Consider the following 25,152-nt stretch of genomic DNA (forward strand, 5'->3'; position numbering starts at 1 on the left):
CTTCTGGTCGATGGACACCGCCGGGGACAGACCCTCGATGAAGTCGACGTCGGGCTTGTCCATCTGCCCCAGGAACTGGCGGGCGTAGGCCGACAGCGACTCGACGTAGCGGCGCTGGCCCTCGGCGAAGATGGTGTCGAAGGCCAGCGACGACTTGCCCGATCCGGACAGCCCCGTGAACACGATCAACGCGTCGCGCGGCAGGTCGAGATCGACGCCCCGCAGGTTGTGCTCGCGGGCGCCCTTGACGATCAGGCGGTCAGCCAACGCTGCCCCTCTCAGTGAATCTTTTAAGTACTGCAGCCCTTAATGCGCACGGCGCATTCCATGCTATGTGCCCGTACCGACAAGCAACGTTTGACCAGTAACGTGGCCGCTATGACCGTCGTGGACGACAACTACACCGGACACGTCGACCCTGGTACCGCGGCCCGCCGGATCCTACCCGGCGCCACGATCCTAAAGGCGTCGGTGGGCCCGGTGGACAACAATGCCTATCTGGTGACGTGTTCGGCCACCGGTGAAAGCCTGCTGATCGACGCCGCCAACGATGCCGACGTCCTCATCGGACTGGTCCGGGAGTACGCGCCGAAGCTGTCGCTGATCGTGACCAGCCACCAGCACTTCGACCACTGGCAGGCGCTGGAGGCCGTGGCCGAGGCCACGGGCGCCCCGACCGCCGCCAACGAGATCGACGCCGGCCCGCTGCCGGTCAAACCGGACCGTTTGCTGGCCGGCGGGGACACCGTGCAGATCGGCGACCTGAAATTCGACGTCATTCACCTGCGCGGGCACACGCCCGGGTCGATCGCGCTGGCCCTGGACGGCCCCGCGACCGGCGGGGTCACGCAGCTGTTCACCGGCGACTGCCTGTTCCCGGGCGGTCTCGGGCGGACCACCAAGCCGGCGGAGTTCGACTCGCTGTACCACGACGTGAAGACCAGGGTCTTCGACCGCTTCGGCGACGACACAGTCGTCTATCCCGGCCATGGCGACGACACGACGCTGGGTGTCGAGCGCCCTCATCTCGAAGAATGGCACGACCGGCGGTGGTGAAACGCCCTGACCCGGCGTCGGGCGCTCTGCCCTGAGAACCGGGCTTCGGGGGCGATCGAGCGGTTAGCGGCGGCGTCGGCCGAGGATGATTTCGCTATGCGCGACATTTGGGGATTGGCTTGCGGGCGCATGGCTGACCGTACCGATCGCGTCAGACTGGTACGACGTCGACCAGGCCGGCCAGTCCCTCGAAATCGCCGGCGTTGCGGGTGTACAGCCGGGCCGAATGAGCGTGGGCGGTAGCCGCTATCAGCAGGTCCATCGATCGTGCTCGCCGCTGACGTCCCGCGTCGACGACCGCTGCCGCCACCTGCCCATAACTCGCCGCCACTGCGTCATCTATCGGAAGCGCGTCAAACTTGCGCTGAATGAACAGCAGGCGCCGTAGACGCTCGGAGCGCGTGCTTTGTTGCTTCGCAATCAGTACCCCGAAGTGGAGCTCCGCCAATGTGATTGCGCTTATGGCCAACTCTCCGGCCAAGGGCTCGACGTCCGTCGCGACGACCACGCTGGTGTCGAGAATCGCTCTCATCCCTGCGTCCACGGGTCGCGTATTTCGTGGGCGATCGCCTCACGGTCGGCATTCCACGCGGGATCCGCTTTCCCGGCGAAGAGTTCGGCCACGTCGTCCCACATCCTCCAGCTTCGAGGGGCTGCGGGAACGAGGCGGGCTCCCGGGCGGCCGGCCACGGTGATAATGATCTCTTCGCCATTTTCGGCGCGCCGCACGAGTTCGGAGGCGTTCTGGCGTAGCTCGCGCAGCCCAATGACTGTCATACAGCGAGCGTAGCACTTGTGATACTTGTGCTACGGGACCGAAAAAGCCGGCTAATTGGTCGTGTGCACGATCAGCACGTCGACCTTGGCCCGGCGGGAGACGTTGGCCGGCACCGATCCCAGCAGCCGGCCCGCGATCGTGCTCAGGCCGACGTTACCGACGACCAACAGGTCGGCCTTTTCGTCCTCGGCCAGCTTGACCAGCGCATCGACCGGGGCGCCGACGACCGACCGCTCTTCCACGTTCTTGGCGCCCGCTTTGTGTGCCCGTTCCTTGGCGTCCTGCAGGATCGCGTAGATCGGGGCGGTGCCCGACACCTTGTAGCTTTCGTCCCTCAGAGCGTCGGCGGCCCGGGTGTCCTCATGCTGCGGCAGGTACGCCGACGCGATGATCAGCTTGGCGTCGTCCCCGGCGATCTGCGCGGCCCTGTCCACCGCACGAAACGATGAATCCGAGCCGTCCGTCCCGACCACCACGGTCCGATAGGCACTCATTTACCCTCCCAGTTTCGGTTGGTCAGCCAACCCAAGACAGTATCGTGTTTGCCGGATAAACAGGGATTGCATTTGCCACTCAGCGTGGCGTGGCGCGGCCGGCAATTGCGCGGTCACGCTGCACGAACGAACCATTTACCCGACTACGAAACCACCGATCGACCACCGCCACGGCGGAAAGCCTTGCATTTCCGCCGTTTTTCGCGAATGACCGCGCCAGCGCGCGAATGCGCCCTTCCCGCGCCGCCGACGTCGCGCGGAACTATATGGTGAGCCGGTTCATCGGCAGCGCCCTACAGTGACAAGCATCATGGCCACGTCAACCGCTCCGCAGCACGCCTCCGACGCCTCCGGCGTCGCTGAGCGGCCGGAGCCCGCCCGCCGGCGCCACGGGTGGCTCGATCCCTGGCTGATCGCGGCGTTCGCCGCCGTGGTCAGCGGCGCCTGGGCCTGCAGGCCGTCGTTGTGGTTCGACGAGGGCGCCACGATTTCGGCTTCGGCCAACCGCACGTTGCCCGAGCTGTGGAAGCTGCTGGGCCACATCGACGCCGTTCACGGGCTGTATTACCTGCTGATGCACGGCTGGTTCGCGATATTTCCGCCGACCGAATTCTGGTCGCGGGCGCCCAGCGCCCTGGCGGTCGGGGCCGCCGCCGCCGGAGTCACGGTGTTCACCAAGCAGTTCGTCCCCGGGCGTGCCACCGCGGCGTGCGCGGGTGCGGTGTTCGCGATTTTGCCGCGAACCACCTGGGCGGGCATGGAAGCGCGCTCGTATGCCTTCGCCGCCACCGCGGCCATCTGGCTGACGGTGTTGGTGGTCACCGCCGTTCGGCGCAACAGGCCGCGCCTGTGGGTGTGCTACGCGCTGGCGTTGATGCTGTCGATTCTGCTGAACCTCAACCTCGTCATGCTGGTGCCGGTGCACGCCGTGATGCTGCCGCTGCTGGCGCCGAAGGGCTCCCGTAAGTCTCTGGTCGTCCGGTGGGCCGGCAGCTCGGCCGTCGCCGTCGCGATCATGACGCCGTTCATCGTGTTCGCCCACGGCCAGGTGTTTCAGGTCAACTGGATCTACCCGGTCAGCTGGCATTACGCCTTCGACATCATCCTGCGGCAGTACTTCGACCACAGCGTTCCGTTCGCCGTTCTCACGGGCGTCCTCATCGTCGCGGCCGTGGGGGCCAGGCTCAGAGGCGCGCGCGGCCCGGCGGGCGACGCCCGCGGCCTGTTGATCGTCTGCGCGACCTGGATCGTCCTGCCCACCGCCCTGGTGGTCGGCTACTCGGCCATCAGCGAACCGGTCTACTACCCGCGCTACCTCATCTTCACCGCCCCCGCGGCGGCCGTCGTCATGGCCGTCTGCATCGTGACGATCGCCCGCAGACCGTGGCCGATCGCGGCCGTGGTGCTGCTCTTCGCCGCGGCCGCGCTGCCGAATTACCTGTTCATCCAGCGCTGGCCGTACGCCAAGGAGGGCTGGGATTACAGCCAGGTGGCCGACCTGATCAGCTCCCACGCCGCGCCCGGGGACTGCCTGATGGTGGACAACACCGTGCCGTGGCGGCCCGGGCCGATCCGCGCCCTGCTGGCCACCCGGCCGGCGGCCTTCAAGTCGCTGGTCGACGTCGAACGCGGCGCCTACGGACCCAAGGTCGGCTGGCTGTGGGACGGCCACGTCGCGGTGTGGCTGACGACCGCCAAGATCAACAAGTGCACCACCATCTGGACCATCACCAACAGGGACACCTCGCTGCCCGATCACCAGGCCGGACAAGCACTGCCGCCGGGAACCGCCTTCGGGCGCGCCCCGGCCTATCGATTCCCCGGCTACCTGGGGTTCCGCATCGTCGAGCGTTGGCAATTCCATTACTCGCAGGTCGTCAAATCGACGCGATGACGGGGGCATAAAAGCTCCGGCTCTGGGTAGTTGACGGGCATGCAGACTTTGCTGGCCGGCCCGCTGCTGGGTGGCGACGTGCAGGGCGCGCGACACGTGGTCGAGCTGCTGGCCGCGTACGGGCTGACCGCACTGATCGGCATGGAACGCACCATCCAGGGCAAGAGCGCCAGCCTGCGCACCCAGACCATCGTCGGCACGTCGTCGGCGTTGATCATGCTGGTCAGCAAGTACGGCTTCGGCGATGTCCTGAACGCCGGGACGATCGTGCTCGACCCGTCCCGGGTCGCGGCCCAAATCGTCTCGGGCATCGGCTTTTTGGGCGCCGGGATGAGCTCAGCGCCCGCCGCGCACCGCGCGGTACGACGCCACCACACCGGCCGCGGTCAACGCGGTGAACACGGCGAACAACCAGCGGGCCGCCGTCGCGTCACCGCCCCGGGCCGTATTGACCACGACGCCGGCCACTCCGGCACCGAACGCCCCGGAGACGAGCTGCACGGTGTTGATCGCCGCGGCCGCCGCGACGCCCTCGGCCGGGTCGTTCACGGAATCCATTGCGCGCACGGATAAATGGGGCCAGGCCATCCCGATCCCGATCCCCGCCACCAGCAACGCCAGCGTCCAGGCCGCGACGATCCCGGCCGAGGCGTCGTCGCGCTGGGTGAGCGCGCCCAGCGCCAGGCCCGACGCCACCACCACCGGCGCCGCGGCGATCACCCGCCCGATCGCTCGCGGGTTCTCCAACGACGCGCTGAGGATCTCGGAGACGGTCCAGCCGACCGCCAGCGCCGCGCCCAGGAATCCGGCCGCCACCGGCGTCAGATGCGCCAACCGCTGACCGAACAGCGGCACGTACGTGTCCACCATCGCCCCGACCATCAGCAGGCCCATCGTCAGGTAGAGCCACTTCAACGGGCCGGGCCCGAAGACGCTGGGCGGCAACACCGCCGCGCGCGCTCGCCGGTCGACGACCGCGAACAATCCGGCCAGCAGGACGCCGGCGGCGAGCAGCGCGGCGGTCGCGAGGATGTCGTGCGGGATCTGGGCGACGCTGACCGCCAGCGCCGCCGCGCCGATCAGCACCAGTGACCACACCGGCACCCTCAGCACCGGTGCCTCGGCGGTCGGGCCGCCACGGCCAGCGGGCAGGGCGACCGGGACCAGCGCGGCCATCAGCGCCGTCAGGCCCGCCATCGCGACGAACGCCCACCGCCACAGGCCGAACTGCGCGAACAGGCCACCTGTCGCGGGCCCGACCACGGTCGCGACTCCCCACATCGCCGACACCAGCGCCGAGGCCCGGGTCCACAGCGAGCGGGGCAGCGCCGCGTTGATGACCGCATAGCCGAGGCCGGCGAGCAGCCCGCCGGCCAGGCCCTGCAGGGCGCGTGCCGCGATCAGCACCTCCATGCCGGGGGCCGCCCCGCACGCCAGGCTGGAGACACCGAACACCGCCAGCCCCACCAGGTACGACGGGCGCGCCCCGACCCGCACCAGCATCGGGTTGACCATGGTCGCCGCCACCACCGACCCGACCAGGTACAGGGTGGTCACCCACGCGTAGAGGCGGCTGCCGCCGATCTCGGCGACCGTGTTCGGGAGCAGGCTGATCGTGAGGAACTCGTTGGTGGCGTACAGCGCGACGCCGCCGGCCAGCACGACCGACGTGCCCAGGTACCTGGCGCCCAGCAGCTCGCGCCAGCTGCCGGTGATGTTCGCGGTGTGCGTCACTTCAGGCCGGCGGCGTCCATCCCGCGCAGTTCCTTTTTGAGGTCGGCGATCTCGTCGCGGAACCGCGCCGCCAGCTCGAACTGCAGGTCACGGGCGGCGGCCATCATCTGCGCGGTGAGGTCCTTGATCAGGTCGGCCAGCTCGGCGCGGGGCATGTTCGAGGTGTCGCGGCCCTCGAACACCCCGGCACTGACCGCGCGGCCCGGCTCGCCCTGGGCGCGACGGCCGCGCGACATGCTGCGCCCGGAGCCGATTGCGACGGTCTCGGTATCGTCGGCCTCCCGGTAGACCTGGTCGAGGATGTCGGCGATCTTCTTGCGCAGCGGCTGCGGGTCGATGCCGTTGGCCTCGTTGTAGGCGATCTGCTTGGCCCGGCGCCGCTCGGTCTCGTCGATGGCCTCCTTCATCGAGTCGGTCATCGAGTCGGCGTACATGTGCACCTCGCCGGACACGTTGCGGGCGGCGCGGCCGATGGTCTGGATCAGGCTGCGCGTCGACCGCAGGAAGCCCTCCTTGTCGGCGTCGAGGATCGCCACCAGCGACACCTCCGGCAGGTCCAGGCCCTCGCGCAGCAGGTTGATGCCGACCAGGACGTCGTATTCGCCCAGCCGCAGCTGGCGCAGCAGTTCGACCCGGCGCAGCGTGTCGACCTCGGAGTGCAGGTAACGCACCCGGATGCCCATCTCCAGCAGGTAGTCGGTGAGGTCCTCGGCCATCTTCTTGGTCAGCGTCGTCACCAGCACCCGCTCGTCGGCGTCGGCCCGCTTGCGGATCTCGCCGATCAGGTCGTCGATCTGGCCCTTGGTCGGCTTGACCACCACCTTCGGGTCCACCAGCCCGGTGGGCCGGATCACCTGCTCGACGAACTCGCCGCGGGTCTGACTGAGCTCGTAGGGGCCGGGGGTCGCCGACAGGTACACGGTCTGCCCGATCCGGTCGGCGAACTCCTCCCAGGTCAGCGGGCGGTTGTCGACCGCCGACGGCAACCGGAAGCCGTAGTCGACCAGGTTGCGCTTGCGGGACATGTCGCCCTCGTACATGCCGCCGATCTGCGGCACCGTGACGTGCGACTCGTCGATGACGAGCAGGAAGTCCTCCGGGAAGTAGTCGAGCAGCGTCGCCGGCGGCGAGCCCGGCCCGCGGCCGTCGATGTGCCGGGAGTAGTTCTCGATCCCGGAGCAGAACCCGACCTGGCGCATCATCTCGATGTCGTAGTTGGTGCGCATCCGCAGCCGCTGGGCCTCCAAAAGCTTGCCCTGGCTTTCGAATTCGGCGAGGCGCTCGGCGAGCTCCTCCTCGATGGTGGAGATCGCGTGCGCCATCCGCTCGGGACCGGCAACGTAGTGCGTGGCGGGGAAGATCCGCAGCGAGTCGACCTGGCGGATCACCTCGCCGGTCAGCGGGTGCAGGTAGTACAGCGCCTCGACCTCGTCGCCGAAGAACTCGATGCGGACCGCGAGCTCCTCGTAGGACGGGATGATCTCCACGGTGTCCCCGCGCACCCGGAACGAGCCGCGGGTGAAGGACAGGTCGTTGCGGGTGTACTGGACGTCGACCAGCAGCCGCAGCAACCCGTCCCGCGGCACCTCGCTCCCGACCCGCACTTCGACGGAGCGGTCCAGGTAGGACTGCGGGGTGCCCAGGCCATAGATGCACGACACCGAGGCCACCACCACCACGTCGCGGCGCGACAGCAACGACGACGTGGCGGAGTGCCGCAGCCGCTCCACGTCGTCGTTGATCGAGCTGTCCTTCTCGATGTAGGTGTCGGTCTGCGCGATGTACGCCTCCGGCTGGTAGTAGTCGTAGTACGACACGAAGTACTCGACCGCGTTGTGCGGCAACATCTCTCGCAGCTCGTTGGCCAACTGGGCGGCCAGCGTCTTGTTGGGCGCCATCACCAGGGTGGGGCGCTGCAGCCGCTCGATGAGCCACGCGGTGGTGGCCGACTTGCCGGTGCCGGTGGCGCCCAGGAGCACCACGTCGCGCTCCCCCGCCCGGATCCGGCGCTCCAGCTCGTCGATGGCCGCGGGCTGGTCGCCGGCCGGCGCGTGCGGGCTGACGACCTCGAAGTGGCCGCCGGCGCGCACCAACCCTTCCACCTCGTCTGCGGCTGGGCGATATTCCGAATGCGCGACTACCGGATGTTCAGTGGCGAAGGCCATGCCACCAGGGTAGAGGCGGCCACCGACAGGTGCCTGTTCGGTCGGGCCACATGGGCCACACCAGTACCAGGTGGGGACCCCCCACCCGATCCGCGAAAGCGGTAGCGCGGGCGCTACCGGATTCCGAAGTCGCCTACCGGTCCGAACTCTCCACGCGCCCCCCGGACAGCCCCGCCTACCCCGCCGGCCTGGTCCACGTGCGCGTGACCGGGTCACACTCGAGCAGGTGCCCGTCGTTGGACGTGGTCATGGCGAACACCGGCGTCCCGGGCCGGTCGCATGAACTGCCCGAGGCGTGCGTTCCGGTGGTGATCGGGGCCCTGGACCAGGTGTTGCCCTCGCAGACGACCTGCTCGTTGTTGGTCGGGTCGTAGGCGAGCTTGTCGACGTCGCTGCACAGCCCGCCGAGCACGGGCGGCGCCGGGCGGGCCGGCGTGGCCGAGGCGCTGATCACCTGAGCGGGGTCGGCCCACGGCACCCCCGCCGGGGCATCGCCGACCCGGGTGGCCACCACGGGCACCCGCACCACCGCCCCCTGTGCGCTGCACTCGTTGCTGAGCGCGGTTTCGGTCACCGTGCCGCGCAGCGTGCCGTCGGCCTGCGGCGCCAGCGACCATGCGACGGTCTCCTGTTGGGTGGCGCTGACCTGTCCGTTCGGCTGGGTGCAGCCCACCCGCTCCTGCTGTGGGGTGCCCTGCCAGTAGCCGCCGACGAAGCGCAGCGCGTCGGTGTGGCCGCCGTCGGCGGTGCTGGCCGCCTGGTGGTTGGCAGCGTCGAGCTGAGTCCCGGTGGCCGCGCACCCGTTGGCGGTGCACACCGAACGGAACGCCCACCAATCGGTGCCGGCACCGTCGTGACGGATCGGGACGTTGTTGGTGATCTGCTTGCTCCGGTCGTAGGTCAGCTGGTAGGTGCCGTTGAGCGCCGGCCCGCCGGTGGTCGCGGGCGCGGCGCCCGGCGCCGGGGCCGAGGGCCTCGAGGCCAGGGAGGGATTGCCCGGCGGATTCTCCGGCTGAAACGAGTAGAGCGCCGACCACGTCGCCGCGATAGCGATCAACACCGCGCAGACCAGCGCCGCCGTCCACCGGACCCGCGACGAAAACCTGTGGCGCAAAACGGCGATGGCGCCGCGCGGCCGCGGCGGCGTCGTCAAGGTGGTGCTTGGCGGGGCGGCGTCGGCCGCGTCGGAAACGACGTCGACCCGCTCGCTGATCGCCGCGGCGAACCCGCGGCACCGCTCGAACCGGTCCCCGGGTTGTTTGGCAAGGGCTTTGAAGAAGACGTCGTCGAGGTGCGCCAGCTCGGGGCGGTAATCGCTGAGCCGCGGCGGATCCTCGTGCAAATGCTGGCTGATCACCGCGATCGGGTTGGAGTGCTGGAAGGGCGGCGCGCCGGTCAGCAGATGAAAAGCCGTGGCGGCCAACGCGTATTGGTCGGCCCGGCCGTCGATGTTGGAACCGGTCAGCTGTTCGGGCGCGGCGTAGGCCACGGTTCCCACCGCGACATTCGTCTCCGTGATACCGCTGATGTTGGCCAGGTGGCGCGCTACACCGAAATCCGCCAACAGGATTCGGCGTTCCCCGTACTCCGGGTGGGTGAGCAGGATGTTGGCCGGTTTGACGTCGCGGTGCAGCAGGCCGCGGTCGTGCGCGTAGTCGAGCGCACCCGCGACGGCCTGCACGATGGCGCACACCTCGTCGATCGGCATCCCGTCCCGGTGGCGCTCCTTGACCAGCCGGGCGGCGTCAGTGCCCTCGACGTAGTCCATGGAAATCCACAGCTGGCCGTCGAATTCGCCGCGATCGTGGACCCCGACGATGTGCGGGTGCCACAGTGTCGCCGCCAGGTCGGCCTCCCGGTTGAACCTCTCCCGGAATTCTTGATCCGCGGTGACCGCCTCGGCGAGCACCTTGATCACGTCGCGACGCGGCAACCGCGGATGCAACGCCAGATAGACCTCGGCCATCCCGCCGGCTCCGAGCTGCCGCAGGATCGTGTAGCCGGCGAACGGCGCGCCGCTGCTCAGGGCGAGGCGTGATCCACTGACCTCGGCGGGGGAATCTGGGGCCGGCGCGGCGTTCGGGGCCGAGTCGACCGGCGGAATGCGGCGAAACAGGTGCGCGACGGTCGCCGAGGGTATCGACTCAAAGCCCGCGCGCAGCGCCTCGCGCGCCAAACGCGGGTTGCTCAGCAGCCGTCGCCCGGTCGCGATCCGCCGGGTGGTCCCCTTGTGTTCGTGCATCTACACCCCCTCGTTTTTCGGTACTACCTGCGGGTACCGACGTACTCTCGGGCCGTCGATCCGCGCCCGGACGCAACTTTGTTAACTCCCCTCACGCTGGAATCATGCCGGATCCCGGTGGGCGATGGGTCTCAGCAGGCTATGAAAGAGCTATGAGTGGCCCGAACCGAAATAAAGACAAATCACAGGCGAGTCCCATGGAGACCACTCCAGCCGCGGACCGATACTTGATTATGTGACTCGACCCGCCCCGCCTGTCCTGACAATTCGGCACGACGGGTCCCAACGCTCGTTCGCGGCTGGCCACGAGGTGGTCGTCGGACGTGACGCGAACGCCGACATGCGGATCCCGGATCCGCGGATCTCCCGCACGCACCTGATCGTGCGCTTCGACCAGGGCCGGTGGCTGGCAATCGACAACGGCTCGCTCAACGGAACCTATGTCAACGGCTACCGGATGCCGGTCATCGACATCCACGACGGCCAGAGCATCAACGTCGGCAACCCGCAGGGACCGCGGCTGACCTTTGCGATCGGGCCGCAGCAGGGCCAGACCAACCGGCCACCCCAGCCGAGGCGGGCACGGGACTCCGGGCCGCCCACCCTCGCCTGGTCCGTGCTGGCGGAGAAGACGAATCCGACGGCACCACTGCGCGGCCAGGCCGGCAGCCCGCCTCGCAGCCAACCCATGCAGCCTGCGCCACCGCGCCCGATGCCGCCCCGGGCGCCGGCCAGGCCGCCCGGCCCACCAGGCCCGCCCCCGCCGCGGCAGCCGGTATCGCAGCCGAGGCCGGCGCCGCCGCCCCCGCGGATCCAGCCGCCCGACCCGCTGACGGTCGTCCACGCGCCGACGGCCCCGCCGGAGGCGACGCCGCCCGCGGAGTCCACCGTGATCGACACCAAGACGGCCGACGTGTCGAACCTGGCCACCCGGTTTGTGAAGCTGCTCTCGCCGCGCCTTTCGGCCGCCGCGGGCACGGCCGGCGCCATGACGATCGGCCGCGCGGCCGAGAGCGACATCATCGTGTCCGACGTCCTGGCGTCGCGTCACCACGCGACGCTGGTGCACACCCCGCTCGGCACCGAGATCCGGGACAACAGCATCAACGGGACGTTCGTCAACGGCACCCGCGTCGGGTCGGCGATCCTGACCGACGATGACGTCGTCACCATCGGCAACGTCGACCTGGTGTTCCGGGACGGGACCCTGGTCAAGCGCAGCGAGGTCGCGACGCGCACCGGCGGCCTCGAGGTGCGCAACGTCAAGTACGTCGTCGACAACGGCAAGCAACTGCTCGACGACATCTCGCTGACCGCCCGCCCGGGGACGCTGACCGCCATCATCGGCGGGTCCGGCGCCGGCAAGAGCACGCTGGCCAGGCTGATCGCGGGCTATACCACCCCGACGTCGGGCTCGGTGACCTTCGAGGGCCACAACATCCATGCCGACTACGCGTCGCTGCGCAGCCGGATCGGCATGGTCCCCCAGGACGACGTGGTGCACCGCCAACTGACGGTCAACCAGGCGCTGGGCTACGCCGCCGAGTTGCGGCTGCCGCCCGACACCAGCAAGGCGGACCGCGCCAAGGTGGTCGCGCAGGTCCTCGACGAGCTGGACCTGACCAAGCACGCCGACACCCGCGTCGACAAGCTGTCGGGCGGTCAGCGCAAGCGCGCCTCGGTGGCGCTCGAGCTGCTCACCGGGCCGTCGCTGCTGATCCTCGACGAGCCCACCTCGGGCCTGGACCCGGCGCTGGACCACCAGGTGATGACGATGCTGCGCCAGTTGGCCGACGCCGGCCGCGTGGTCATCGTGGTGACGCACATGCTGTCCTACCTCGACGTCTGCGACCAGCTGCTCCTCGTGGCACCGGGCGGCAAAACCGCCTACTTCGGCCCGCCGGACCAGATCGGTGAGGCGATGGGGACCACGAACTGGGCCAAGATCTTCACCAAGGTGGGCGCCGACCCCGAGGAAGCCAACCGGCGGTTCCTGGAGCGGGCCGAGGCCCGGAAGCGGCCCCAAAAACTTTTGCCGGACAAGACCGACGAGCCGGGGGCGCTGGGAAAACCGGTGCATACCAGCGTGCGGCGCCAGATTTCGACGGTCGCCCGCCGGCAGGTCCGGTTGGTCGTCGCCGACCGCGCCTACTTCATCTTCCTGGCGCTGTTGCCGTTCATCCTGGGTTCGCTGTCGCTGACCGTTCCGGGCAGCAACGGATTCCACGCGCCGGGCCCCAATGCCGGGACACCCGACGAGGCCGCGCAGATACTCGCCCTGCTGCTGCCCGCGGCGGCGTTCATGGGCACCGCGCTGACGATCCGCGACCTGGTCGGCGAGCGCGCCATCTTTCAGCGCGAGCAGGCGGTCGGGCTGTCGACCACGGCCTACCTGCTCGCGAAGACCGCGGTGTTCTGCGGATTCGCGATTCTGCAATCGGCGATCATCACCGCGATCGTGGTGGTCGGCAAGAGCGCCCCGACCCGTGGCGGCGTCCTGCTCGGCCATTCGACCTTCGGCGCCACCGCGGAGCTGTTCTTGACCGTGGCGGCGACGTGTGTCGCCTCGGCCATCCTCGGGCTGGCCATCTCGTCGCTGGTCCGGTCCAGCGAGCAGATCATGCCGCTGTTCGTGGTGACGGTGATGGCGCAGCTGGTGCTGTGCGGCGGGATGGTCCCGGTGACCGGCCGGCTCGGGCTCGACCAGCTGTCCTTTGCGATGCCCGCGCGCTGGGGCTACGCCGCCGCGGCGTCGACGGTCGATCTACGGAACCTGGTGCCCGGCTCGCTGGTGTCCCAGGACCGGTTCTGGCAGCACGCATCGAAGATCTGGCTGCTCGACATCGGCATGCTCGCCGCGCTGTCGCTGTTCTACGCCGGCTTCGTGCGGTGGAAGATCCGGCTGAGACGTTGAGCGCCGATAGGGTGGGACCATCCATCCGCCGAAGCACGAGACGTTCGACCTGGTCGACCGCACCAATACCGATCCGAAGGGCATCGTGCGGGCCGTCGACGAGTACGTCGTGCGGCCGTGGGGCCTCTACCTGGCCCGTCTCACCCCGGGCCGCGCGCAATTCCATTACCTCGAATCGTGGCTGCTGCCGTCGCTCGGCTTGCGCGCCACCGTCTTTCATTTCAACCCGGGCCACGAACGCGACCACGACCACTACCTGGATGTGGGCGAATACACACCCGGGCCCACGGTGTGGCGTTCCGAAGACCACTACCTCGACATCGAGCTGCGCACCGGATCCGGGGCGGAGCTGGCCGATGTCGACGAGCTGCTGGACGCCGTCCGGCACGGCCTGCTGCCGCCTGACGTTGCCGAGCGGGCGGTGCGGCGCGCGGTGGCGGCCGTCGACGGCCTGGCCCGCAACGGCTACGACCTGTCCCGGTGGCTGTCCACCCGCGGCATGGAGCTCAGCTGGCATGGGACGTAGCGATTTTGCCGGCCGTACCCGCCGTGTTTCCGGACCGTTTCCGCATATTACCGACGGGTATCCCTTCGGAATGCGCTTGAGCTTGACCGACTACCGGCGCCGACGCCGGTCCGGCGGCCAGCCGTGTTTCCTCATCGAGCACGACGCGGCCGGCGGCGACCACTACGACCTTCGCCTGGAGATCGACGGCGTGCTGGTGTCCTGGACGATACCCAAGGACGGGCGGATGGCCCGCCGCATCGAAGACCATCCGCTGGACGACGCCGCGAGCGACGCCATCGTCGCCGACAGCGGCACCTACGCCAACGTGACCCGATACGAGATGGCCGATTGCCTTGACTGCGGACACCTTTCGTTCCGCCTGCGCGGGGAGAAACTGCGCTGCTGCTACTCGCTCACCCGGGTCCGGGACGGCGAGCAGGAGACCTGGCTGCTGATCAGGCGCAAGGACGACGACGACGTGTGGTCTGAACCGGCGCACCCGGAAGCCGCGCAGGACGACTGGTCATGACGGACCTCGCCGGTCTGCCCGCGTCGGTGCGCGCCGCGCTGCACGACGAGCCGGTGCCCGACTGGCGGGCCCCCATGCTGGCCACCCTGACCGACAAGCGGTTCTCCGATCCCGCCTGGATCTTCGAGCGCAAATTCGACGGGATGCGCTGCCTGGCGTTCCGCGACGGCGAGCAGGTGCGGCTGCTGTCGCGAAATCGTCAGCCGCTCAACGGCACCTACCCTGAACTCGTCGACGCCCTCGGCGCCCAGCACACGACGCGGTTCGTCGCCGACGGTGAGGTGGTGGCGTTCGAGGGGCGCCGCACCAGCTTCGCCAGGCTGCAGGGCCGACTGGGCATCACCGACCCCGAGGTGGCCCGGGCGTCGCCGGTGCGCGTCTCCTACTACCTGTTCGACCTGCTGCACATCGACGGCGAATCCACCGTCGATGTGCCGCTGCTGTGGCGTAAACGGCTGCTGCGCAAGGCTATCGAGTTCGCTGATCCGCTGCGCTTCACGGCCCACCGCGTCACCGACGGCATCGCCGCCTACCGGGCCGCGTGCGAACGCGGCGACGAAGGGGTGATCGCCAAGCGGGCCGACTCCACCTATGAGGGCCGCCGCTCGCCGAATTGGCTGAAGTTCAAGTGTGTTCGCGATCAGGAGTTCGTGGTGGGCGGCTACACCGCCCCCAAAGGCAGCCGCATCGAGTTGGGCGCGCTGCTGCTGGGCTACTACGACGGACGCGACCTGGTCTACGCCGGCAAGGTGGGGACCGGGTTCGACGAGGCCACCCTGCGCCGCCTGCACGGGCAGTTGGCGCCCCTCGAGCAGGACACCGCGCCCTTCACCCGGGGCCTGGTGCGCGAGAAGGACGCCCGCTGGGTGCGACCGGAGCTGGTGGTCCAGATCGGGTTCACCGAGTGGACGCGCGACGGCAGGCTGCGCCATCCGCGCTATCTCGGCCTGCGTACCGACAAGGAGCCCGCCGAAGTCGTGCGGGAGACACCCTGATGCCCCCCATCGCCGTCGAGGTCACCCACCCGGACCGAGTGGTGTTCCCGCCGTCGTCCGGTCGAGCCGGGATCACCAAGGGCGAGGTGGTCGACTACTACGGCGAGGTGGCCGGCACGATGCTGCCGCACCTCAAGGGCCGGGCGCTCACCGTGCAACGGTTCCCCCGGGGGATCGGCGAACAAGGCTGGGTGCAGCAGGATTTCGCCGATTCGCTGCCCGAGTGGATGGCCCGCGTGGAAGTCTCCAAAGAGGGCGGCGGCACCGTGGTGCATCCCGTGGCCGAACGCCCGGAGGCGCTGCGCTGGCTGGCCAACCAGAACTGCGTCGCGCTGCACGTGTGGCAGTCGCGGCAGGACCGGTTGTACAGCCCCGACCGGCTGGTCTTCGACCTCGACCCGTCCGACAGCGACTTCCCCGAGGTGCGGGCAACAGCCCGCGCGGTGGCCGGGGTGCTCGACGACCTCGGGCTGGCGTGTTACGTGCAGACCACCGGGTCGCGCGGGCTGCACGTGGTGGTGCCGCTGCGCGCCGACGCCGATTTCGACACCGCCCGCCAATTCGCCCGCGACGTGGCCGAGGTGGTGGCGGCCGACGACCCCGCGCATCGCACCGTGGAAGCCCGCAAGGACAAGCGGGGCAGCCGGGTGTATCTCGACATCATGCGAAACGCTTATGCGCAGACCGCGGTTGCCCCATACTCGGTCCGGGCCCGCCCGGGCGCGCCGGTGGCTACCCCGCTGGAATGGGACGAACTGGACACCCGCGGCTTGCGGGCGGACCGGTTCACGATCCGTGAGATTCCCAAACGGCTTGCCGGGCAACCCGATCCGTGGGCCGGGATGTACCGGCACGCCCGCTCGCTGGCCGGCCCAGCGCGGCGCCTGGCGAAGCTTCATGCCTGAACTGCCCGATCCCGGCGTGCTGTGCGCCGATGTTGCCGACCGGACGGCCCGACGCGCGACTCTCGCATGATCGGGCGGGCGACGATGCGGTCCGTTTGCGGACCGTTGAGGAGACGGGCAATCAACCGGGTAATCTCGGCAAGTATGAGCCTCAGCAAGCACCGGTGGTTGCCGATCGCCGCCCTGACCGTGATCGCGGCCGGCTCCCAGCTAAGCCCGGCAACCGCGCGGGCGGACCTGCATAACATCACTTACCGCGCCAGGATCGACGCGGTGACCACGGGCAGCCAGGCCACCTTCGTGATCAACGGCGGCCAGACCAACACCACCAACCTTCCGCCCATGCCCAACAACGTGTTCGAGGCCAACACGGTGTTGCCCGATCCGCAGCAAGCCGGCATGCGGATCGTGCTTCATTTCCCCTACTCTGCGAACGTGCACTGCGAGATCGACGTCGATGACAACGTTTTCACCCAGGCCGACCAAATCGTACGGCCCGCACCCGGAAATCCCGGCCCCGCCAACGGTGTGCTGCAATGCGGCGCACCATTGCCGGCCTAAAGGGCCGGCAATCACGTCCGCCACACAAATCGCCGGGCCGAACCACTACACGTTGTGTCCACCTCGCAGCACAACCGCAGGCACGCAAGGAATTTGTCGCTACAAGGCGGACACGAGGAGCACCACAACCCCCGCCGAGGCCAATGGGGCTGTCGTGAAAATCACGGTGACGGCTGCCATCCGGTTGAGTCGGCCCACTGCCACGCCCGCCGGTAGGCGCCGGGGTACCACAGCTCCTTGGCCGCGACGTAGCGCGAGGTGTCACCGCCCGCAGCCTGTTCGGCTTTGCGCTTGACGGCCAGGTAGTCGGCGCGCGCGTCGGGGTTGGCCTTCAGCCAGTCGACGAACAGCAGGGCGAACTGCTGGTTGGGCCAGCCGTCCACCCGAATGTGCACGTTGGTCGGCCGCCCAGGGTCCGCGGAGGCGTGAATTCGCTTGTGCCACAAGTCCGCATCGTCGCTGTGGTCGTAGCGGTCGACGGTGCTGCGGGCATCGGCCTTGGCGACGTCCTCGGTGAGGAGCTCGATGCGCGGGTAGCCGGCAGCCAACAGCGGTTCGGCGAGTTCGTCGGCGACCGCGAGCGATTCGACGGTGATCTGCATGTCGATGACGTCCTTGGCGGCGAAGTCGGGATAGCCGGAAAACACAGTCGAGCCGATGTGGTCCACGCGCAGCGCCCGGTGGCCGCAGGCCGTTTTCAACCGGTTGACGATGCGCCGCGCCTGCTCGGGCCAGCTCGGGTCGGCCGGCACCAGTCGCGCGGGCGCGCGGGCGATCCGCCGCGCGCTCAGGTTGTGGGCGAACGGCACGATGCGGTGGTCCCACACGTCGCGGGCCCGCTGCCCCAACTCCTCCGGGCTGCCCGAGTTGTCCAGCCAGACGTCGGCGACCGCGCGGCGCTGTTCGTCGTCGGCCTGCGCGGCGATCCTGGCGCGGGCGTCTTCCTCGGACATGCCGCGTTGCTCGACCAGCCGTCGCACTCGCACCTCGACGTCGGCGTGCACCACCACCACGAGCGGGAAAAGCGGCGCCATCCCGGATTCCACCAGCAGCGGAATGTCTTCGACGACAACCGAATCCTCAGTAACCGACGCGATGATCTCCGCGCGGCGCTTGCCCACCAGCGGGTGAACGATCCCGTTGAGCTGCCGGCGCGCCTCGTCGTCGCGAAACGCCTTTGCCGCCAACGCGGGCCGATCCAGCGACCCGTCCGGCAGCAGAATGTCGTCACCGAACGCCTCGACGAGCGCCTTGAGGCCCTCGGTGCCCGGCCGGACGACCTCGCGCGCGATGACATCGCCGTCGACGATGACCGCACCACATTCAGCGAAGGTGGCCGACAGCGCCGACTTGCCGGCGCCGATGCCACCGGTCAACCCGATGCGCAGCATCTACTGTCCGGAAACCGGAAAAAGTTACGCGTTGCCGGCGAGCTTTTCCCGCAGAGCCGCCAACTGGGCGTCGCTGGCCAGCGATCCGCCGGCCGCCTTCTCCGGGGGCGTGCCGTTGCCGGGCGACTGCTCGCCACCGCCGTGCCCGGCCGCCTCGGCCGCCGCGAACTTCTCCATCTGCGCGGTGTGCATCTTGTGCCTGCGCTCGGCCTCGGCGTAGCGGGCCTCCCATTCGGTACGCTGCTTGTCGAACCCCTCGACCCATTCGTTGGTGTCGGGGTCGAAGCCCTCGGGGAAGATGTAGTTGCCCTGCTCGTCGTAGCTGTCGGCCATGCCGTACTTCGCCGGGTCGAATTCCTCGGTGTAGTCCTCGTTGGCCTGCTTGAGCGACAACGAGATACGGCGCCGCTCCAGGTCGATGTCGATGACCTTGACCATGGCGTCGTCGCCGACCTGCACCACCTGATCCGGCACCTCGACGTGGCGCTCGGCCAGCTCGGAGATGTGCACCAGGCCCTCGATGCCCTCCTCGACACGCACGAACGCGCCGAAGGGAACCAGCTTGGTGACCTTGCCCGGCACGATCTGGCCGATGGCGTGCGTGCGGGCGAAGTGGCGCCACGGGTCTTCCTGGGTTGCCTTGAGCGACAACGACACCCGCTCGCGGTCCATGTCGACGTCGAGCACCTCGACGGTGACCTCGTCGCCGACCTGGACCACCTCGGACGGGTGATCGATGTGCTTCCAGGACAACTCGGAGACGTGCACCAGACCGTCGACTCCGCCGAGATCGACGAACGCGCCGAAGTTGACGATGGAGGAGACCACACCCTTGCGGATGCTGCCCTTCTGCAGCTGGTTGAGGAACTCGCTGCGCACCTCGGACTGGGTCTGCTCCAGCCAGGCCCGCCGCGACAGCACCACGTTGTTGCGGTTCTTGTCCAGCTCGATGATCTTGGCTTCGATCTCCTTGCCGATGTAGGGCTGCAGGTCGCGGACCCGCCGCATCTCGACGAGCGAGGCGGGCAGGAAGCCGCGCAACCCGATGTCCAGGATCAGGCCACCCTTGACCACCTCGATGACCGTGCCCTTGACGGCCTCGTCCTTCTCCTTGAGGGCCTCGATGGTGCCCCAGGCGCGCTCGTATTGCGCGCGCTTCTTGGACAGGATCAGCCGGCCCTCTTTGTCCTCCTTGGTGAGAACCAGGGCCTCGACCTCATCGCCGACGGAAACGACCTCGTTGGGGTCCACGTCGTGTTTGATGGAGAGCTCGCGGGCGGGAATGACCCCTTCGGTCTTGTAGCCGATGTCGAGGAGCACCTCGTCCCGGTCCACTTTGACGATCGTGCCCTCGACGATGTCGCCATCGTTGAAGTACTTGATCGTTTTGTCTATTGCGGCGAGAAAATCCTCGCTCGAGCCGATGTCGTTGACGGCTACTTGCGGCGAGGTGACGGTGGGACTCGGCATGTTGTTGGGTTGCTCCGGACAGGTGAGGTCGTAGGGACAAAACTGGGATTTACCCAGTCGAGGCTACTCGACAGGGCACACGCTGGACAAACCAGGCCGACGCGAGCACTGCAGCGCGACCTCGTAAATTGTCGACCCTCAGGGTAACGCCACGGCAAATTTTCGGCCGATTTTTCCTACAACTCGACGGTCAATTTGGGCGGGCCGAATGTGCCGTTAATGCGCGGCGGCGTCCCATGAGCGCCCATAACCCACCGAGACCTCGAGCGGGACGTCCAGCGGATAGGCGCCGCCCATCTTCTCGCGTGCCAGCGCCTCGACCCGCTCCCGCTCGCCGGGCGCGATTTCGAACAGCAGTTCGTCGTGCACCTGCAGGAGCATCCGCGACGCCAGCCCGGCCTCCTTGATCGCCTTGTCCATCCCGATCATCGCCACCTTGATGATGTCGGCCGCGCTGCCCTGGATGGGCGCGTTGAGCGCCGCCCGCTCGGCGGCCTCCCGCACCTGACGATTGCTGCTGTCCAGCTCGGGGAGGTAGCGGCGGCGGCCCAGCACCGTCGAGGTGTAGCCGTCCTTGCGGGCCTGCTCCACCACGTCCATCAGGTAGTCGCGCACCCCGCCGAAGCGGGCGAAGTACTGGTCCATCTGGACCTTGGCCTCCTCGGTGGAGATCTTCAGCTGCGCGGCCAGCCCGTATGCGCTCAACCCGTAGGCCAGCCCGTACGACATCGCCTTGACCCGGCGGCGCAACTCGGGGGTGACCTCCTCGATGGGCACCCCGAACGCCCGCGAGGCGACGAACGAGTGCAGGTCCTCCCCCGTGTTGAACGCCTCGATGAGGCCCTCGTCGCGGGACAGGTGCGCCATGATCCGCATCTCGATCTGGCTGTAGTCCGCGGTCATCAACTCGGCGTAACCCTTCCCTACCACGAACGCGTCCCGGATCTGCCGGCCGGCGTCGGTGCGGATCGGGATGTTCTGCAGGTTGGGCTCGGTCGACGACAGCCGGCCGGTGGCCGCGATCGTCTGGTTGAACGTGGTGTGGATGCGGCCGTCGGCGGCCACCGAGTTCAGCAGCCCGTCGACCGTGACCTTCAGCCGGGTGACGTCGCGGTGGGCCAGCAGGTGCTGCAGGAACGGGTGCCCGGTCTTGTCGAACAGCGACTGCAGGGCGTCGGCGTCGGTGGTGTAGCCGGTCTTGGTGCGCTTGGTCTTGGGCATCCCGAGCTCGTCGAACAACACCACCTGCAACTGCTTGGGCGAGCCCAGGTTGATCTGCTTGCCGATCACGGCGTAGGCCGCCTCGGCGGCGTCGCGGATCTGGTCGCCGAACTGGCTTTGCAGCTCGCCCAGCAGCTGCAGATCGACGGCGATGCCGGCGCTTTCCATGTCGGCCAGCACCTGCTGGACCGGCAGCTCCATCTCGCCCAGCAGCGCGGTGGAGTCGATGCGGTCCAGCTCGGCGTCCAGCGCGTCGGCCAGGTCCACCACGGCCCGCGCCCGCAGGATCAGCGTCTGGACGGCCTGCTCATCGGTCCCCTCGATGTCGTCGAGCAACGAAAGCTGTTGCTGCTCGGGGCTTTCCGCGCGCAGCTCGCGACGCAGGTAGCGCAGCGAGAGGTCGTCAAGGGTGAAGCTGCGCTGCCCCGGCCGCACCAGATAGGCCGCCAGCGCGGTGTCGGAGGTGACGCCGTTCAGCGTCCAGCCGCGGCCCGCCAGATCGTGGGTCGCCAGCTTGGCCTCGTGCAGCGCCTTGGGTTTCGCCGGGTCGGCCAGCCACGCCGCGAGCGCGGAGTCGTCCTCGGGCGTCAGGGTCGCGGTGTCGATGTAGCCGCCCTCGCCGTCGGCGGCGGCGATGCCCAGCCCGGTCGCGTCCCCGCCGTGCGGCAGGTGGGTGCCCGCCACGGCCAGCCCGGCCCGGCGCCCGTCGCCGGCGTGCTCGGCCAGCCACTGCCCGACCGTGCCGGGCTCCAGCGCACCGCCGCGCACGTCGAAACCCTCCTCGACCTCGGGCTCGACCGCCACCAGGGTCTCGAACAACCGGTCGCGCAACACCCGGAACTCCAGGTCGTCGAAGAGCCGGTGGATCTGGTCGCGGTCCCAGGGCTGCAGCCGCAGCGTGTCCGGGGTTTGGGCCAGCGGCACGTCTTTGACGAGGTCGGTGAGCTCGCGGTTGCGAATGACGCCGGCGAGGTTAGCCCGCAGCGCGTCGCCGACCTTCCCGCGCACCGAGTCGACGTTGTCGACCAGCCCTTGCAGCGAGCCGTATTCGGCGATCCACTTCGACGCGGTCTTCTCCCCCACGCCCGGGATGCCGGGCAGGTTGTCGCTGGGATCGCCGCGCAGCGCGGCGAAGTCGGGGTACTGCTGGGGGGTCAGCCCGTATTTTTCGACGACCGCCTCCGGAGTGAACCGGGTCAGCTCGCTGACGCCCTTGCGCGGATACAGCACCGTCACGTCATCGCTGACCAGTTGCAGGGAGTCGCGGTCACCGCTGACCACCAGCACGCGGTAGCCCTCGTTTTCGGCCTGGGTGGCCAGCGTCGCGATCAGGTCGTCGGCCTCGAAGCCCTGCTCCGAGAGCACCGTGATGCCCAGCGCGTTGAGCACTTCCTTGGTGATGTCGATCTGGCCGTGGAACTCGTCGGGGGTCGAGGACCGGTTGGCCTTGTATTCGGGGTACCGCTCGGAGCGGAAGGTCTGCCGCGACACGTCGAACGCCGCGGCGATGTGCGTCGGGGCCTCGTCGCGCAGCAGGTTGATCAGCATCGCGGTGAACCCGTACACCGCGTTGGTGGTCAGGCCGCCGCGGGTCTTGAAGTTCTCGGCGGGCAGCGCGTAGAACGCGCGGAACGCCAGCGAATTGCCGTCCAACAGCATCAGCGTCGGCTTGGTTTGTTCCTCGGTGGCGGCGGGCACGGCATTCACTCTAGGCACCCGCTACGACGGGTCGACCCCCGATCAGCCGCCGCGAAACTGCAACATGTTTCAGTTTTGTGTTCGGGCTGGGTACTCTGGCGAGGTGCCAGAGGTCACCACCCAAGAACCCGCGATCGACGGATGGTTCGCCACCGACTCGACTACTGAGGGGGCCGGTGCCCCCCATTTGATCGGCAGCAGGTGCCCCGAGTGCGGCACCTATGTCTTTCCGCCCCGGGAGAACAACTGCCCAAACCCGGCCTGCGCCAACGACTCGCTGGAGTCCGTGGCCTTGTCGACGCGGGGAACGCTGTGGAGCTACACCGAAAACCGTTACGCGCCACCGCCGCCGTACCCGTCCCCGGACCCCTTCGAGCCGTTCGCCGTCGCCGCGGTCGAACTGGCCGAGGAGGGTTTGATCGTGCTGGGCAAGGTGGTCGAGGGCACGCTCGCGGCCGACCTGAAGGTCGGCATGGAGATGGAGCTGACCACGATGCCGCTGTTCACCGACGACGACGGCGTGCAGCGCATGGTCTACGGGTGGAGGATCGCCGGCGATGATGAACAGGGCAGTGCGATCGGGGAAACCAGGGAGGAGCGGCGCAAATGACGACGAGCATGACGCCTGAACCGCTGTACATCCTTGGCGCCGGCATGCACCCATGGGGCAAGTGGGGCCGGGACTTCACCGAATACGGGGTCGTCGCCGCGCGCGCCGCGCTGGCCGAGGCCGGCCTGGACTGGCGGCAGATCCAGCTGGTCGCCGGGGCGGACACCATCCGCAACGGGTACCCGGGGTTCGTCGCCGGCGCGACGTTCGCGCAGAAGCTCGGCTGGAACGGGGTTCCGGTCAGCTCGAGCTACGCTGCGTGCGCCAGCGGCTCGCAGGCGCTGCAGAGCGCCCGGGCCCAGATCCTGGCCGGGTTCTGCGACGTCGCGCTGGTGATCGGCGCCGACACCACGCCGAAGGGCTTCTTCGCGCCCGTCGGGGGCGAACGCAAGAACGACCCCGACTGGCAGCGCTTCCACCTGATCGGCGCGACCAACACCGTGTACTTCGCGCTGCTGGCGCGCCGGCGGATGGACCTCTACGGCGCCACCCTCGATGACTTCGCCCAGGTGAAGGTCAAGAACTCCAAGCATGGGCTGAACAACCCGAATGCCCGCTACCGCAAGGAGAACTCGATCGAGGACGTGCTGGCCAGCCCCGTGGTCTCGGATCCCCTGCGGCTGCTGGACATCTGCGCCACGTCCGACGGGGCGGCTGCGCTGATCGTGGCGAGCAAATCCTTCACCGAGAAGCACCTCGGCTCGGTCGCGGGCGTGCCGTCGGTGCGCGCGGTCAGCACGGTGACCCCGCGCTACCCCCAGCACCTACCCGAATTGCCCGACATCGCAACGGATTCCACCGCGGCGGTGCCCGCGCCGGACCGGGTGTTCAAGGACCAGATCCTCGACGCGGCCTACGCCGAAGCGGGCATCGGGCCCGAGGATGTCAGCCTGGCCGAGGTCTACGACCTGTCCACCGCGCTGGAGCTCGACTGGTACGAGCACCTGGGGCTGTGCGCCAAGGGCGAGGCCGAGGGGCTGCTGCGCAACGGCGCCACCGCCCTCGGCGGCAGGATCCCCGTCAACCCGTCGGGTGGGCTGGCCTGCTTCGGGGAGGCCATCCCCGCCCAGGCCATCGCTCAGGTCTGCGAGCTGACCTGGCAACTGCGCGGTCAGGCCACCGGCCGGCAGGTGGAGAACGCCACCGTCGGTGTCACGGCCAACCAGGGCCTGTTCGGGCACGGCTCGTCGGTGATCGTGGCGCGCTAGTGTCGTTCTCGCGCTGCGGCGCGAGCGTCCCCAGACGTACGGCCGCAACGGCGTGTCGCTGTGCAGACGCGCGCGCTCGCCGGCTACTCGGCGGCCGCGTCGCCAAGGGTTTCCAGGACGACCTCGGCCACCCGCTTCATCGTGGTTCGGCGGTCCATGGCCGCACGCTGAATCCACTTGAACGCCTCGGGCTCGGTCATGCCCTGCTTGGTCTGCAGCAGACCCTTGGCGCGTTCGATGACCTTGCGGGTCTCCAGCCGGTCGGACAGCGTCGCCACTTCGCGTTCCAGCTCGGTGATCTCGGCGAACCGGCTGACGGCCAACTCGATCGCCGGGATCAGGTCGCTGATCGTGAACGGCTTGACCAGGTAGGCCATGGCGCCGGCGTCGCGCGCCCGTTCGACCAGGTCGCGCTGGCTGAACGCGGTCAGCACCACGATGGGCGCGATGCGTTTGCTGGCGATCTCCGAGGCGGCGTCGATCCCGTCGCGGCGCGGCATCTTCACATCCATGATCACCAGGTCGGGCTTGTGTCGCTCGGCTAGTTCGACGGCTTCCTGGCCGTCGCCGGCCTCGCCGACGATCTCATACCCCTCCTCTCGGAGCATCTCGGCCAGGTCCAGCCGGATGAGCGCTTCGTCTTCCGCGATCAGGACCCGGCGCCGCACGGCGGCGTCGGTGTCGGTCGTGGGGCCTGTCATGACGGACATTCTGTCGTGAACGCCCACGACCAGCGAACTCGGGGGCGGTGAGAATCGATCGGCGCAGCGATCCTCTAT

General features: G+C 68.7%; 21 protein-coding genes and 1 pseudogene. 11 read left to right on the top strand and 11 right to left on the bottom strand.

What is annotated here, in order from left to right:
* Positions 1 to 267: hypothetical protein (locus VMD50_RS07960; RefSeq protein ID WP_325426558.1), on the bottom strand; the 267-nt coding region annotated here is incomplete at its 3' end.
* 111 nt (positions 268 to 378) lie between these two features.
* Here VMD50_RS07960 and VMD50_RS07965 point away from each other — a divergent pair.
* Positions 379 to 1,056 carry an MBL fold metallo-hydrolase gene (locus VMD50_RS07965; protein ID WP_325426560.1) on the top strand — a complete coding sequence of 226 codons (678 nt, stop codon included), beginning with the start codon at positions 379 to 381 and terminating at the stop codon, positions 1,054 to 1,056.
* A 151-nt stretch (positions 1,057 to 1,207) separates the two neighbouring features.
* On the opposite strand, the gene VMD50_RS07970 is transcribed toward VMD50_RS07965, so the two are convergent.
* The 3 genes from VMD50_RS07970 to VMD50_RS07980 are packed head-to-tail and all read right to left on the bottom strand — an operon-like array spanning position 1,208 to position 2,328.
* A complete protein-coding gene (locus VMD50_RS07970) occupies positions 1,208 to 1,588 on the bottom strand; it encodes a type II toxin-antitoxin system VapC family toxin (protein ID WP_325426562.1) in 381 nt (126 codons plus the stop codon).
* A complete protein-coding gene (locus VMD50_RS07975) occupies positions 1,585 to 1,833 on the bottom strand; it encodes a type II toxin-antitoxin system Phd/YefM family antitoxin (RefSeq protein ID WP_325426564.1) in 249 nt (82 codons plus the stop codon). The genes VMD50_RS07970 and VMD50_RS07975 overlap by 4 nt, the downstream gene beginning before the upstream one ends.
* Before the next feature lie 51 nt (positions 1,834 to 1,884).
* Positions 1,885 to 2,328 (bottom strand): universal stress protein, encoded by a 444-nt coding sequence (locus VMD50_RS07980; RefSeq protein WP_325426566.1) that lies wholly within the window; start codon positions 2,326 to 2,328, stop codon positions 1,885 to 1,887.
* Between the two features lie 310 nt (positions 2,329 to 2,638).
* Here VMD50_RS07980 and VMD50_RS07985 point away from each other — a divergent pair, with 310 nt between their 5' ends.
* Complete coding sequence (locus VMD50_RS07985; RefSeq protein ID WP_325426568.1) at positions 2,639 to 4,222, top strand: mannosyltransferase; 1,584 nt, start codon at positions 2,639 to 2,641, stop codon at positions 4,220 to 4,222.
* A 39-nt stretch (positions 4,223 to 4,261) separates the two neighbouring features.
* A pseudogene (locus VMD50_RS07990) lies at positions 4,262 to 4,555 on the top strand (MgtC/SapB family protein); the annotation flags it as partial.
* Between the two features lie 3 nt (positions 4,556 to 4,558).
* On the opposite strand, the gene VMD50_RS07995 reads toward VMD50_RS07990, so the two are convergent.
* From VMD50_RS07995 to VMD50_RS08005, 3 genes are all read right to left on the bottom strand, one after another.
* Positions 4,559 to 5,956, bottom strand: coding sequence for an MFS transporter (locus VMD50_RS07995; protein ID WP_325426570.1), 1,398 nt, complete (start codon positions 5,954 to 5,956; stop codon positions 4,559 to 4,561).
* The gene (gene uvrB / locus VMD50_RS08000) at positions 5,953 to 8,121 is read right to left on the bottom strand and encodes an excinuclease ABC subunit UvrB (protein ID WP_325426572.1); all 2,169 of its coding nucleotides are present in this window, start codon (positions 8,119 to 8,121) and stop codon (positions 5,953 to 5,955) included. Before uvrB ends, VMD50_RS07995 begins: the two co-directional genes overlap by 4 nt.
* A 175-nt stretch (positions 8,122 to 8,296) precedes the next feature.
* Positions 8,297 to 10,363, bottom strand: a complete 2,067-nt coding sequence (locus VMD50_RS08005) for a serine/threonine-protein kinase (protein ID WP_325426574.1) — start codon at positions 10,361 to 10,363, stop codon at positions 8,297 to 8,299.
* Between the two features lie 235 nt (positions 10,364 to 10,598).
* Between VMD50_RS08005 and VMD50_RS08010 the strand changes: the two genes are divergently transcribed.
* The 6 genes from VMD50_RS08010 to VMD50_RS08035 all read left to right on the top strand — a co-directional run bounded on the left by VMD50_RS08010 (position 10,599) and on the right by VMD50_RS08035 (position 16,775).
* Positions 10,599 to 13,277 (top strand): ATP-binding cassette domain-containing protein, encoded by a 2,679-nt coding sequence (locus tag VMD50_RS08010; RefSeq protein ID WP_325426576.1) that lies wholly within the window; start codon positions 10,599 to 10,601, stop codon positions 13,275 to 13,277.
* A gap of 85 nt (positions 13,278 to 13,362) precedes the next feature.
* Positions 13,363 to 13,803: a ribonuclease FAU-1 family protein gene (locus VMD50_RS08015; protein ID WP_325426578.1), complete on the top strand. Its 441-nt coding sequence runs from the start codon at positions 13,363 to 13,365 to the stop codon at positions 13,801 to 13,803.
* A gap of 70 nt (positions 13,804 to 13,873) precedes the next feature.
* Entirely contained in the window at positions 13,874 to 14,314 is a 441-nt protein-coding gene (locus VMD50_RS08020) for a DNA polymerase ligase N-terminal domain-containing protein (protein WP_325426580.1), read from the top strand.
* Positions 14,311 to 15,309, top strand: a complete 999-nt coding sequence (gene ligD / locus VMD50_RS08025; RefSeq protein ID WP_325426582.1) for a non-homologous end-joining DNA ligase — start codon at positions 14,311 to 14,313, stop codon at positions 15,307 to 15,309. The genes VMD50_RS08020 and ligD (VMD50_RS08025) overlap by 4 nt, the downstream gene beginning before the upstream one ends.
* On the top strand, positions 15,309 to 16,214 hold the full coding sequence (gene ligD, locus VMD50_RS08030) for a non-homologous end-joining DNA ligase (protein ID WP_325426584.1): 906 nt from the start codon (positions 15,309 to 15,311) through the stop codon (positions 16,212 to 16,214). The genes ligD (VMD50_RS08025) and ligD (VMD50_RS08030) overlap by 1 nt, the downstream gene beginning before the upstream one ends.
* Positions 16,215 to 16,358: 144 nt before the next feature.
* The gene (locus VMD50_RS08035) at positions 16,359 to 16,775 is read left to right on the top strand and encodes a hypothetical protein (RefSeq protein ID WP_325426586.1); all 417 of its coding nucleotides are present in this window, start codon (positions 16,359 to 16,361) and stop codon (positions 16,773 to 16,775) included.
* A 161-nt stretch (positions 16,776 to 16,936) separates the two neighbouring features.
* Here the strand turns inward: VMD50_RS08035 and coaE are convergent, their stop codons facing one another.
* The 3 genes from coaE to polA form a co-directional block, all read right to left on the bottom strand.
* Entirely contained in the window at positions 16,937 to 18,166 is a 1,230-nt protein-coding gene (coaE, locus tag VMD50_RS08040) for a dephospho-CoA kinase (protein WP_325426588.1), read from the bottom strand.
* A gap of 24 nt (positions 18,167 to 18,190) precedes the next feature.
* Complete coding sequence (rpsA, locus tag VMD50_RS08045; protein ID WP_325426590.1) at positions 18,191 to 19,636, bottom strand: 30S ribosomal protein S1; 1,446 nt, start codon at positions 19,634 to 19,636, stop codon at positions 18,191 to 18,193.
* 216 nt (positions 19,637 to 19,852) lie between these two features.
* Positions 19,853 to 22,516: a DNA polymerase I gene (polA, locus tag VMD50_RS08050; RefSeq protein ID WP_325426610.1), complete on the bottom strand. Its 2,664-nt coding sequence runs from the start codon at positions 22,514 to 22,516 to the stop codon at positions 19,853 to 19,855.
* Between the two features lie 142 nt (positions 22,517 to 22,658).
* Here polA and VMD50_RS08055 point away from each other — a divergent pair, with 142 nt between their 5' ends.
* Entirely contained in the window at positions 22,659 to 23,165 is a 507-nt protein-coding gene (locus VMD50_RS08055; RefSeq protein ID WP_325426592.1) for a Zn-ribbon domain-containing OB-fold protein, read from the top strand.
* A gap of 8 nt (positions 23,166 to 23,173) precedes the next feature.
* The gene (locus VMD50_RS08060; RefSeq protein ID WP_325426594.1) at positions 23,174 to 24,373 is read left to right on the top strand and encodes a lipid-transfer protein; all 1,200 of its coding nucleotides are present in this window, start codon (positions 23,174 to 23,176) and stop codon (positions 24,371 to 24,373) included.
* 83 nt (positions 24,374 to 24,456) lie between these two features.
* Here VMD50_RS08060 and VMD50_RS08065 read toward each other — a convergent pair whose 3' ends face one another.
* Positions 24,457 to 25,074 carry an ANTAR domain-containing response regulator gene (locus VMD50_RS08065; protein ID WP_325426596.1) on the bottom strand — a complete coding sequence of 206 codons (618 nt, stop codon included), beginning with the start codon at positions 25,072 to 25,074 and terminating at the stop codon, positions 24,457 to 24,459.
* Between the last annotated feature and the right edge of the window lie 78 nt (positions 25,075 to 25,152).

Origin of the sequence: Mycobacterium sp. (genome assembly GCF_035506235.1) — a bacterium.
Lineage (GTDB): Bacteria > Actinomycetota > Actinomycetes > Mycobacteriales > Mycobacteriaceae > Mycobacterium.